We start from the raw sequence: 10,957 nt of genomic DNA on the forward strand, positions 1-10,957 counted from the left end.
GCTGAGGCGGCGCCGGCGCCTTCAAGGCATCGGCGCCGCCTCATTGTTATCGATCAGAGCTTGCCCGCGTCTTCGAGAATGCCGGTCGCCTTCTGGGCGGCGGCATCAAGCGCTTCCTTCGACGTTTTGTCGCCGAGGATGGCTGCCTGGAGTTCCGGGTAAACGGCGTTGGAGATTTCGATCCATTCGGCCGTCTTCGGTACCGGGAAGGCATGCTTTGCGGCTTCCTGGAAAGCTTGCAGCACTTCGGTCTTGTAGGCGTCGCCCTCGGCCTGCTTGATGTTGTACTCCCAGACGGCAGTCCGGGTCGGCAACGGTCCGGCAGCCGATTCCAGCTTCTGGCTATCCTCGTTGGTCAGCCACCAGACGAGCGAAGCAGCCGCTTCCTTGTTGGCGCAATCCTCGGTGACCGAGAAGCCATGATGGCCCGACCAGCCGGTGCGCTTGCCGGAAGAGCCGGCCGGCTGCACCTTCACGCCGACATTGCCGGCGACCTTGGAGGACTTCGGGTCGTTGAAGAAGCTCGCCCAGCCAGGCCAGTCGAGATTGAGGGCGATCGAGCCCGAGGCAAAGCCCTGGCCGAGGTCGTCCCAGAGATAGTTGGTCGTTCCCGGCGGTACGGCCTTGTCCTTATAGAGCTTGACGAACCAGTCGAGCGCACGGACACCGGCCTCGGAGTTGAAGGCCGGGCGGCCGTCCTTGTCGAGATATTCGCCACCTTCGGCGACCAGCATTTCATAAAAGCGACCGTTGATCGCCTCTTCCTTGCCGGCAAACTGCGTACCGTAGAAATTCGGCGGGGCGGCGAAGAACTCAGCCTGGTCGCTGACCTGGGCCCAGGTGTCCGGCGGCGCGAGGTCGTAGCCGTATTTCGCCTTGAAGGCGGTCTTTTTGGCTTCGTCCTGATAGAGGCTCTTCTGGTAGTAGAGCGCCGACACGTCGAACTGGGCGCGCGGCAGCATCACCAGCTTGCCGTCGAGCGTCGAAGCGTCGATCAGCGCCGGCACGAACTTGGCGATCTCCTCCGGCGGCAAAAGCTGCAGCAGGTCGGTGTAGATGTCGGGGTATTGCGGCGCGAAGGATGAATGGTTGGAACCGACGCACCAGCTGACGCCGCCCGTCGCGATATCCGACTTGATCTCCTTGTCGAGTTCGAAGTGGTTCTTCTTCGACAGGATGTTGACCTTGGCGCCGGTCGCCTTCTCCCATTCGCCGATCCGCTCATAGAGCTTTTCGTATTGCTGTCCGCCGATCAGCTTGGCGTCGATCGTGACGCCTTCGAACTTGCCGGGCAGTTCTGCGGCATTCGCCGCTCCTCCTGCACAGGCAAGCATAACGACGCCGGCGGAGACGCCGGCAAGCAGCCTTTTCATGTCCACTCCTCCCGTGTTCACGCCCTCTTCCTGACGTGACGTTCTCATTTGTGAGAAACTAATTCATATACAAACAAGATTTTTATGAGGCGTCAAGGGAGAACTTTCCTTTGTGGGCGCCTTCGTCTGCGTATATGGATATGAGTATTCACCAAGGAGGCTTCATGGACACCGAAGAGTCAGACCGCTACCGCGCACCAGCCCTTGATAAGGGGCTCGACATTCTCGAGCTGCTCGCCAGCGTCGACGGCGGACTGACGCAGGCGGAGATTTCCAAGCGCCTGAACCGGAGCCCGAACGAGTTCTACCGCATGCTCGATCGGCTGGTGCGGCGCGGCTATGTCACGCGCATCGACGGAGATCGCTATTCGCTCACATTGAAGCTCTTTGGGCTCTCGCAGCTGCATGCGCCGGTCCGCAGGCTTGCCTCCTACGCCACGCCGTTGATGCGGGATCTGGCCCAGCGCTCGAAGCAGGCAAACCACCTCGCCGTCTTCGATCGCGGCTCCGCCGTCGTCATCGCCCAGCAGGAAGCGCCTGATTATTGGGGCATTTCGATCCGCGTCGGATCGCATATCAGCCTCTTTGATACGGGATCCGGCCATATCCTGCTCGCCTTCCGCTCGGCGGAGGAGCGCGAGATGATGATCGCGGAACATGGCAGGAGCAAAGACGAGGTCCCGCGCGGGCCGGAGTTCTACGCGCGCCTCGATCAGATCCGCGAGCGCGGCTATGAAATGATGGCAAGCGCGCAGACAGCCGGCGTCTATAACCTCTCGGCGCCGATCCTGGGGCCTGATGGTCGCGGCATCGCGGCGCTGACCGTGCCCTATATCGCGCTCGTCAACGCGCCCTCGGCGCCTGATATCACCGAAAGCATCGCCCTTTTGCTGAAAACCGCCGAGCAGCTGTCGACATTGGCCGGTTCGGACGTGGCCTCGACAACAGATTGACGGCACTTGAGAACGATCGTACTTCTTATCTGAATAGATCATTCTTATGTGAGAAGCCGTTCGGAGGAGGCGCGCCTTGATCATCGACACCCATCTTCACCTCATCGACAGGTCGAGGCTTGCCTATCCCTGGCTCGCCGGCGTGCCTGCCCTCGACCGGGACTTTCTCTACGCCACCTACGAGCGCGAAGCGCGGCGGCTCGGCATTACCGCCAGCCTGCACATGGAGGTCGATGTCGATCCTTCGGAGATGGAGAAGGAGACATCCGAGGTCGCGCGGCTCGCAGGCCAGGCGGATAGTCTGTTGAAGGGCGCGATTGCCGCCTGCCGGCCCGAAGAGGATGGCTTTGCGGCCTATCTGGAACGCCAGGAAGCAAACGGCCTGGTCAAGGGCTTCCGCCGCGTGCTGCATGTGATGCCGGACGATCTTTCCGAAGGGGCGACGTTCCGCGACAATATCCGCCGGCTCGGCGGCCGTCGCTTCACCTTCGACCTCTGCGTCCTACCGCACCAGATCGAAAAGGCGATTGCGCTTGCCGATCTCGCGCCCGACGTCCAGTTCATTCTCGACCATTGCGGCGTGCCTGACATTCGTGCCGGCGCCGAGCATCCCTGGCGCGAGCACATGAGCGAGATAGCCCGCCGGCCAAATGTCACGGCAAAAATCTCCGGTGTCGTCGCCTATGCGGACGAGGCCTGGCAGGTCGAGACGCTGCGCCCTTATGTCGAGCACACGATCCGCGTCTTCGGCTGGGACCGGGTGGTCTGGGGAAGCGACTGGCCGGTCTGCACGCTCGGTGGCAATCTATCGACCTGGGTCGGCGCCACCCACGCGCTTCTCGAAGGCTGCAGCGCAGAGGAAAAGCGCAAGCTGCTTTCCGACAATGCGCGCCGGATCTGGAAGCTCGCCTGACCAGACCTTTCCATAATCTGATCCGGGACGCCTGGGCGTCCCGGAACTCAGAAGTCAGGCTGCAACAAAACTCGCCGCAAACAGTCGATTGAGGTCGTCGACGACCTTTCGCGCTGCCTCCTTGCGCAGCAGGCCGTCATTGATGCGATCGGAGGCCGCCTGCTGGAAGGCCATGTAGCCATCGTGCCTCGGACGAACCCAGGCGCTCTCCAGCGTCTTGCGCGTCGCACGATAGAAGTCCGAGGTCGCGGCATTGACGGCGTCGTCATCCCAGGCGGCCGCATGGCCGGGCTGCCCGCCACCGGCGGCATAAATGCCGCGCTGGACATCGCCGCTCGCAACAAAATAGGCAAAATCGATCGCCGCTTCGCGTGCGCTCGAGAAGGCCGAGACCGCAATGCCGGTCCCGCCGAGCGCCGAGCCGACAGGGCCATTGGTTCCGGCAACCGGTATATCGCCGAACGTCACGAGCGACGGCCGGAAGCCCGCAATCGCGTAGCTGACATAGCCGTAGATCAATGGCGCACAGACAACTTTCGAGGTGGGATCGCTCATAGCCTCCAGCACGGCAATCGGGTCGATCGAGAAACAGCCGGGATCGATCAGATCCGTGAGTTCGCGCAGGCGCTCGAAGGCGTCGACGCCGGCATCGGTTTCGATCAGTGGCCCGGTACCGTCACTTCGGCAGGGAGAGCCGAGGTTGCCGGCAAGCGTGTAGAAGCTCATCAGGGAATGCGGTGGACGCATCGGCAGCGCCACCTTCCCCTGTCGCGCGAGCGCCAGCATGTCGCTCCAGCTTTCCATGCGTTCCGTCAGGTCCGGGCGCCAGGCCTGGACTTGCGTCGCTGCATCGATCGGGAAGGCCCATTGCCGGCCCTGCCAGGTATAGCTCGGATAGGAGCGCCCGACGCTCGCATCCTCGAGCGCCGCCCTCTCCTCTTGATGGCCTTCCGCATCAAGCGGCGCCAGGCATTTCTCCTTGGTGATCTGGCCGACATGCGGATGATCGATGACGATCAGGTCATAGGCCCGCGCCAGCTCTTCGACGGGATAGGTCTCGAAATCCTGCAGCGAGCGCTTGTCCCATTCCACCGTTATGCCGGTGCGTTCCTGCCAGAGCCGGGAACAGGCGATCATCGGGTCGTAGCCGCGCGGGTGGCTCCAGGTCATGCCCTTCAATTTGGTGCTCACAGGCCGAACTCCTTGCGGATCGAGGTGCTGTGCTCGCCGATGCGTGGTGCTGCGCGGTCCACCTGGGCGCGCTTGCCGTTGACCCTGAGCGGTGACCGTGTCGTCAGGATCGAAACGTCATCCTCGCGCACCACGGTCTGCAACATGTCGAGCACCTGGAAACCTTCGCTTTCGAGCAGTTCGTTCCAATTGAGGACCCGGGCGCACCAGATGTCCGCTGGCTCAAGGACGCCAAGCCAATGGTCGATGGTGTTTTCGGCGATCCGCTTGGCGATCAGCGCCTTGATCTTGTCCCGCTCGGAGAACCAGGTGGCCGGATCGTCGCGATAGGCGTCGAGTTCGGGCATCTGCAGCAGATCGGCAAGCTTCGGGATCGGCGTCATGGCGATGGCGAGATAGCCGTCCTTGGCCGGGTAGACCCCGTACGGCGCCGACAGATAGGCATGGGCACTGCGGAAGCCGGACCGCGCCGGCAGCCGGCGACCGTCATTCAAGTGGGTGGTCAGCACTTCGAACTGGAAGTCGACGAGTGCTTCCAGCAGGCTCGTCTCGATCAGGCTGCCTTTGCCGGAAATGCCGCGGCGGACGAGCGCTGCGAGAATGCCTTGCGCTGCCGCTGCACCCGCAAGCATGTCGCCGATCGCAAGGCCAAAGGGCACCGGCCCCTGGCCCTCATCACCGTTCAGCCACATGACGCCGGAGCGCGATTGCGCGAGCAGATCCTGCCCGGGCCGTTTCACCCAGGGGCCCTCTTCTCCATAGCCGCTGATCGAGGCGTAAACGATCTTCGGATTGATCGCCTTGACCGCTTCGTAGTCGAGGCCGAGGCGCTGGATGACGCCGGGGCGGAAGTTCTGGATCAGCACGTCAGCCTTGGCGAGCAGTGTCTTCAGGGCCGCAAGGTCGTCCTCGTTCTTGAGGTCGATCGCGAGGCTTTCCTTGGCGCGGTTGATCGCATGGAAGATCGTCGAATCGCCGCCGATTTCCGTGTCACTGAGATAAAGCCGGCGCGACAGGTCGCCACCGTCCGGGCGCTCGATCTTGATGACGCGCGCGCCGAGATCCATGAGGCGCAAGGAGCAGTAGGGGCCCGAGAGAAACTGGCTCATGTCGACGACGACAAGACCAGAGAGGGGCAATTCGTTGGTTTCGGTCATCGGTATCTTACTTCTCGGTCTTGCCGACGAAGTCGGCGGGGTTCTTGTATTTCACGGTCTGCAGGTGCTCGCAGTAGAGCACCAGCTCCCCTTCGCCCTTGAAGACCTGGTAGCTGGCCCGGATAAGCCCGAGCTCCTTGTAACGGGGCGTTTTGTCCATGTTGGTGCGGATCGTGTAGATCGTGTCGCCGATGAAGACCGGCTTGATGAAGCGCAGCTTGTCGTAGCCGTAGGAAAAGGTGTTGACGCAGTTGGTGGCGACCAGCCCGAGGCCTGCGGAAAAGACGAAAGCGCCGGCAACGAGACGCCTGCCGAAGATGCCCTCTCGCTCTGCAAACATCTGATCCTGCACGTAAGGATGGATGTCGACGACCAGCGTATTGAAGAGGTGGCTGTCACCTTCGGCGATCGTACGCCGCAAGGACCTGATACGCTGGCCGACCGGCCAATCCTCGTAAAACCAGTTTTCCGCGTTCCACACGGGAAGTGCTGCGTGCTCTTGCGGCATGTCCGCGGGATGGGTCGAGGACACCCCGACGGTGGGCATGAAGTCATCCATTGGTCAGTCCCTGATGCAATAGGTCGGCAATAGCGGGCCCGTTGGCTGGCTTCCAAGCGCAATGTCGCTCGATCTCCATTCAGACCCTTATATGAATAGTATGTTCACATATGGATTCTGTTTGCAACCGGCTGCTGGCGGCAGCCGCGTTCGCGGCTCCGCGTGGCACATTCAGGATCATCATTCAGAAGAGAGATACAGCCGCTGTCGCGCGACGAGGCGGCGACAATCGTCAATGACGTTGACTTTTGTCAGTATAGATGAAATATGTCAGATCCATCTTGCGAAGGTTCCGCCAATGCCCATCCGAGCCACAGACCAGATCATTCACAAGGCCGCCTGGCTCTATTATACGCACGGCCTGCGCCAGGACGAAGTGGCGCAGCGGTTGGAGATATCCCGTGCCTCGATCGCCATGTATCTGCGCAAGGCCCGCGAGATGGGCATCGTCACGATCACCACGTCGACAGAGCTGTTTTCGCAGGACGTGCTTGCCCGCGAGCTCGAAGACGCCACCGGGCTGACGACCGCGTGGCTCGTGCCGGAAGACCGGCAGGCCATGGACCCGGCCGCCGAAATGCCCGTCGTCGCGGCATCCGTCTTTCTCGAACTGATCAACAAGGGCGACCGGATCGGCGTTGCCTGGGGCCGCACCGTCTATCATATCGCCGACGTCATGCCCTTTGCGGACCTGCGCGGCGTCACGGTCGTGCAGCTCTGTGGCAATCTCGGCGCACCCTATTCCTACCGTCCGGATCAATGCACGACGGAAATCGCCCGCCGTCTGAATGCCGAAGGCATCAATTTCTATGCGCCGCTCGTGCTTTCCTCCGAACGGTTGGCCGAAGAGCTGCGCGGCGAAACCGTCATCAAGGAGCAGCTCGCCACCATCTCCGACTGCGGCCTGGCGCTCTATTCGGTCGGCGGCATCGAGGATGACAGCCACCTTGTCAAGTGCGGGGCGCTCTCGGCTGCAGACATGCATGCCATGGGTGAAAAGGGCGCGGCCGGCGTCATTGCCGGACAGCTCATCGACCGCGACGGCCAGTGGATGGATTGCGAGCACAATCGCCGCTGCATTTCGGCCGATCTTGGATCCATCCGCACGATCAAGAAGCGCATGCTGGTCGTCCAGGAGGACAGCAAGTTCGAGCCGCTGATGGCGGCCTTGAAGGGCGGCTTTGCCTCGCATCTCGTCATCACCGAGTCGATGGCACGCAAGATCCTGGATCGCTGGAACCGCGAAGGGCTTGGCAAGAGCGGCTCAGGCGCCCCCTGAGCCTCGAATTTGGGTCCGCCGATACCGGCCGGGCCGGTTTATCGGGAGGCTGAACTTATGGAAAATCTCTGGCGCGATGACGAGGCGGAGAAGGTCGTTGCGGGCTATCAGGCGAAGGGGATCGGCCGCGATCTGGCGCTGCGGACCTATACGACGCGGCTGCTTGGCGGCGAGCCGCGGCTCGTGCTGCATGGCGGCGGCAACACTTCGGTGAAAACCGAAATCACCGACCTTGTCGGCGACACGCATGCCGTGCTCTGCGTCAAGGGCAGTGGTTGGGACATGGGCACGATCGAGCCCGCCGGCCTGCCCGCCGTCAAGATCGCGCCGCTGCTGAAGAGCCGCAAGCTCGAACGGCTGTCGGACGAGGACATGGTGACTTTGCTGCGCGCCAACCTCATCGATCCGGGCTCGCCGAACCCGTCGGTGGAGGCGCTGCTGCATGCCTTCCTGCCGCACAAGTTCGTCGACCATACCCATTCGACCGCCATTCTTGCCATCGCCGACCAGGCCAAAAGCCGGGAGATGTGCGCCGAGCTTTTCGGCAGGAAGATGGGTTTCGTGCCCTACATCATGCCGGGCTTCGTGCTGGCGAAGGCTGCGGCGGACGTGTTCGACCAGGATCCGACGGTCGAGGGGCTGATCCTCGATAAGCACGGGATCTTCACCTTCGCCGACACGGCCAAGGAAGCCTATGCGCGGATGATCCACTATGTCACGCTCGCCGAAGAACATGTGAAGGCCAACGGGCACAATCCGTTCACGCCGGCCGCCCTGCCCACAGCGCTTGCAAGCCCAGCCGATATCGCGCCGATGCTGCGCGGTGCCGTTGCCGTCGACAAGGGCGAGGGCCGTTTTGACCGCATGGTCAGCGTGTTCCGCACCTCGCCCGCTATCTTCGACTTCGTCAACGCGCAACAGGTTGAGGAGATGGCCGCCAGGGGCGTTTCGACGCCCGATCTTTCCATCCGCATCAAGACCGGCCCGATGGTGCTTCCGGCGCCGGCTAAAGATGATCTCTCGGGCTACCGGGCCGTGATCGACGCGCGTGTCGCCACCTTTGCTGCAGACTACACTGGGTACTTCCACACCAACGATGCCCGCGACGACGTCAAGCGCATCATGCTCGATCCCATGCCGCGCCTGACGCTGGTGCCGGGGCTCGGCATGTTCGGCCACGGCCGCACGTACAAGGACGCGACGATCGCCGTTGACGTCGGCGAGATGTGGATCGAGGCTGCGCGCGACGCCGAATCCGTCGGCCGTTTCGAGCCGGTCAGCCGGCCGGATCTCTTCGACCTCGAATACTGGTCGCTGGAACAGGCGAAGCTCGCCGGCGCCAAGCCGAAGCCGTTTACCGGTCAGGTCGCGCTCGTCACCGGCGGCGCCGGCGCCATCGGTGCGGCGATCGTCAAGGCCTTCGTCGCCGAGGGCGCCCATGCCGTCGTGCTCGATCTCGACGGCGATAAGGCGGCAGCCGTGGCAAAGGCGGCGGGCAACAACGCGATCGGCATCGCCTGCGACATCACCGACCCGGCATCCGTTCGCGCCGCTTTCGACCAGGTGGTCGCGACCTTCGGCGGCGTCGATATCGTCGTTTCCAATGCGGGTGCCGCCTGGGAAAGTCCGATTGCGACCATGGACGACGCCCTGCTGCGCCGCAGCTTCGAGCTCAACTTCTTCGCCCATCAGACGGTCGCGCAGAATGCCGTGCGGATCATGAAGGAGCAGAAGACCGGCGGCGTGCTGCTGTTCAACGCCTCCAAGCAGGCTGTCAATCCGGGCGCCAAGTTCGGCGCTTACGGATTGCCGAAGGCAGCGACCTTGTTCCTGTCGCGTCAGTATGCGCTCGAACACGGCGCTGATCATATCCGCGTCAATGCCGTCAACGCCGACCGCATCCGCTCGGGCCTGCTCAACGACGAGATGATCGCCAATCGCGCAGCCGCCCGCGGCCTTTCGGTCAAGGACTACATGGGCGGAAACCTGCTCGGTCTCGAAGTGACGGCCGAGGATGTGGCCCGCGCGTTCGTGCACCACGCGCTTGCTGAACGCACAACCGCAGATGTCACGACCGTCGACGGCGGCAATATCGCAGCGGCGATGCGCTGAGCCCTTCCACCCAAGGGTGAAGGCGTGCCACCATGCTGTCTCCCGCTAGAGTTGTTCGGATGGAGACGAAATGGTCGATCCCTGGCCTGCAGATGCCGCTTTTCAAATGGGTGATTATGCCGCCAAGAAAGGCCGCGCCTCCTGGCGCGGCACGATCGTCGGCTGGTACCGGACAGACCTGACCAAACTCGGCTATGCGATCGAGAGCTACTTCGAGCCAGGCTCGGTGCAGATCTATCCGGAGACGGCGATCGAGGCGTGGGCGCCGCCCGCGTCAAACCCCGACTGAAGCAAAGCCGGAAACAAAAAAGGGGCGGCCCGATGGACCGCCCCTTTTCCGTACTTATGGATCAGGAGATCAGGGCTTCGGCATCCATGCCGGCATGGCGACATCCGCATGGGCGAACTGCGGCAGCTTCACGCCGAGCTCTTCCATGTTCTTGATGTCCTGGTCGTTCAGGTCCTTCTGGGTGATCAGCGTCGGCGGTACGACGACTTGGCGGCCCGGGTCTTCGCCGGCAAGCAGCATCGCGAGCGAGCGGACCGAGACCTGGCCGACGACGGCCGGGTTGGTGGCGGCCGTTGCCGTCCAAGCCGAGCCCGCCTCGCGCATGGCGGCGATGTCGGACGTCGAGATGTCGGCCGAGTAGATCTTGACGCTGGACGAAAGGCCGGCCTCGTCGACTGCGATCTTCACGCCCTTGGCAAACTCGTCATAGGGCGCGAACATCACGGTAATGTCGGGCTTGGCCGAAATCACCGCGCGGGCCTGATTGGCGACCGAGTTGGCGATCGGGTTGTCCATGGTTCCGAACTGGGCGGCTTCCTCGATCCCGGAATACTTGGCCTTGAATTCCTTCCAGGTCTCGTCGCGGCGGTCGAGCGGCGCGATGCCGGCGACATAGACGTAGCCAGCCTTGAAGCTCTCGCCATTGTCCTTGACCGCCTGTTCGAGCGCGAGGCGCGCGAGGTCGCGGTCGGACTGCTCGATCTGCGGGATCTTCTCGTTTTCGACGTTGACGTCGAAGGCGACGACCTTGATGCCGGCGTCGACCGCGCGCTGGGCGGCTTCCTTCATCGATTCCGTCAGTCCGTGCTGGATGATGATGCCCTGCGCGCCAAGTGCGATCGCCTGGTCGACCATGTCGGCCTGGAGCGCTGCATCCTGGCGGCTGTCGAAGACCTGAAGCTGTACGCCGAGCGCCTTGGACTGCGCCTCGACACCGGCGAGATAGGACTGGAAGAAGTCGCCGGTCGAAAGGTAGCGCACGAGTGCGATCTTGACGTCGCCGGCCTTGTCGAACGGCTTCGGCATGTCGGCGGCAAAGGACGGCACGCCGAAGGCGGCGGCCCCCATCAACCCGAGCGTCAAGCGGCCCAGGCTTCTGCGAGTCATGTTCATGTCAGTCTCCTCCACTGG

10 protein-coding genes are annotated in these 10,957 nt (G+C 62.8%); 5 read left to right on the top strand and 5 right to left on the bottom strand.

All coding sequences use genetic code 11. The annotated features are described in order from the left end of the window. Positions 1–53: 53 nt before the first annotated feature. Complete coding sequence (locus ACIQUG_RS31940; RefSeq protein WP_043619385.1) at positions 54–1,373, bottom strand: sugar ABC transporter substrate-binding protein; 1,320 nt, start codon at positions 1,371–1,373, stop codon at positions 54–56. Between the two features lie 164 nt (positions 1,374–1,537). Here ACIQUG_RS31940 and ACIQUG_RS31945 point away from each other — a divergent pair, with 164 nt between their 5' ends. Continuing rightward, on the top strand, positions 1,538–2,326 hold the full coding sequence (locus tag ACIQUG_RS31945) for an IclR family transcriptional regulator (RefSeq protein ID WP_192448581.1): 789 nt from the start codon (positions 1,538–1,540) through the stop codon (positions 2,324–2,326). Positions 2,327–2,402: 76 nt separating this feature from the next. Beyond that, entirely contained in the window at positions 2,403–3,239 is an 837-nt protein-coding gene (locus ACIQUG_RS31950) for an amidohydrolase family protein (RefSeq protein WP_402326288.1), read from the top strand. Between the two features lie 54 nt (positions 3,240–3,293). Here ACIQUG_RS31950 and ACIQUG_RS31955 read toward each other — a convergent pair whose 3' ends face one another. The 3 genes from ACIQUG_RS31955 to ACIQUG_RS31965 are packed head-to-tail and all read right to left on the bottom strand — an operon-like array spanning position 3,294 to position 6,146. Next, positions 3,294–4,430, bottom strand: coding sequence for an extracellular solute-binding protein (locus ACIQUG_RS31955; RefSeq protein ID WP_402326289.1), 1,137 nt, complete (start codon positions 4,428–4,430; stop codon positions 3,294–3,296). Continuing rightward, positions 4,427–5,587 (bottom strand): CaiB/BaiF CoA transferase family protein, encoded by a 1,161-nt coding sequence (locus ACIQUG_RS31960; RefSeq protein ID WP_402326290.1) that lies wholly within the window; start codon positions 5,585–5,587, stop codon positions 4,427–4,429. Before ACIQUG_RS31960 ends, ACIQUG_RS31955 begins: the two co-directional genes overlap by 4 nt. A 7-nt stretch (positions 5,588–5,594) precedes the next feature. Beyond that, positions 5,595–6,146: a MaoC family dehydratase gene (locus ACIQUG_RS31965; protein ID WP_402326291.1), complete on the bottom strand. Its 552-nt coding sequence runs from the start codon at positions 6,144–6,146 to the stop codon at positions 5,595–5,597. 298 nt (positions 6,147–6,444) lie between these two features. Between ACIQUG_RS31965 and ACIQUG_RS31970 the strand changes: the two genes are divergently transcribed. The 3 genes from ACIQUG_RS31970 (at position 6,445) to ACIQUG_RS31980 (ending at position 9,826) form a co-directional block, all read left to right on the top strand. Beyond that, complete coding sequence (locus ACIQUG_RS31970) at positions 6,445–7,425, top strand: sugar-binding transcriptional regulator (protein ID WP_402326292.1); 981 nt, start codon at positions 6,445–6,447, stop codon at positions 7,423–7,425. Between the two features lie 57 nt (positions 7,426–7,482). Beyond that, positions 7,483–9,537, top strand: coding sequence for a bifunctional aldolase/short-chain dehydrogenase (locus ACIQUG_RS31975; protein WP_402326294.1), 2,055 nt, complete (start codon positions 7,483–7,485; stop codon positions 9,535–9,537). Positions 9,538–9,607: 70 nt separating this feature from the next. After that, complete coding sequence (locus tag ACIQUG_RS31980; RefSeq protein ID WP_402326295.1) at positions 9,608–9,826, top strand: DfrB family trimethoprim-resistant dihydrofolate reductase; 219 nt, start codon at positions 9,608–9,610, stop codon at positions 9,824–9,826. Positions 9,827–9,895: 69 nt separating this feature from the next. Here the strand turns inward: ACIQUG_RS31980 and ACIQUG_RS31985 are convergent, their stop codons facing one another. Beyond that, positions 9,896–10,939 carry a substrate-binding domain-containing protein gene (locus tag ACIQUG_RS31985; protein ID WP_402326297.1) on the bottom strand — a complete coding sequence of 348 codons (1,044 nt, stop codon included), beginning with the start codon at positions 10,937–10,939 and terminating at the stop codon, positions 9,896–9,898. Positions 10,940–10,957 lie beyond the last annotated feature (18 nt).

This window comes from Ensifer sp. NPDC090286 (genome assembly GCF_044769565.1).
In the GTDB taxonomy this organism is placed as follows: Bacteria; Pseudomonadota; Alphaproteobacteria; order Rhizobiales; family Rhizobiaceae; genus Ensifer.

Coding starts and splice junctions, on each gene's coding strand:
- ACIQUG_RS31940 (WP_043619385.1), bottom strand. CDS start 1,373: ATGAAAAGGCTGCTTGCCGGCGTCTCCGCCGGCGTCGTTATGCTTGCC.
- ACIQUG_RS31945 (WP_192448581.1), top strand. CDS start 1,538: ATGGACACCGAAGAGTCAGACCGCTACCGCGCACCAGCCCTTGATAAG.
- ACIQUG_RS31960 (WP_402326290.1), bottom strand. CDS start 5,587: ATGACCGAAACCAACGAATTGCCCCTCTCTGGTCTTGTCGTCGTCGAC.
- ACIQUG_RS31965 (WP_402326291.1), bottom strand. CDS start 6,146: ATGGATGACTTCATGCCCACCGTCGGGGTGTCCTCGACCCATCCCGCG.
- ACIQUG_RS31970 (WP_402326292.1), top strand. CDS start 6,445: ATGCCCATCCGAGCCACAGACCAGATCATTCACAAGGCCGCCTGGCTC.
- ACIQUG_RS31975 (WP_402326294.1), top strand. CDS start 7,483: ATGGAAAATCTCTGGCGCGATGACGAGGCGGAGAAGGTCGTTGCGGGC.
- ACIQUG_RS31980 (WP_402326295.1), top strand. CDS start 9,608: ATGGTCGATCCCTGGCCTGCAGATGCCGCTTTTCAAATGGGTGATTAT.
- ACIQUG_RS31985 (WP_402326297.1), bottom strand. CDS start 10,939: ATGAACATGACTCGCAGAAGCCTGGGCCGCTTGACGCTCGGGTTGATG.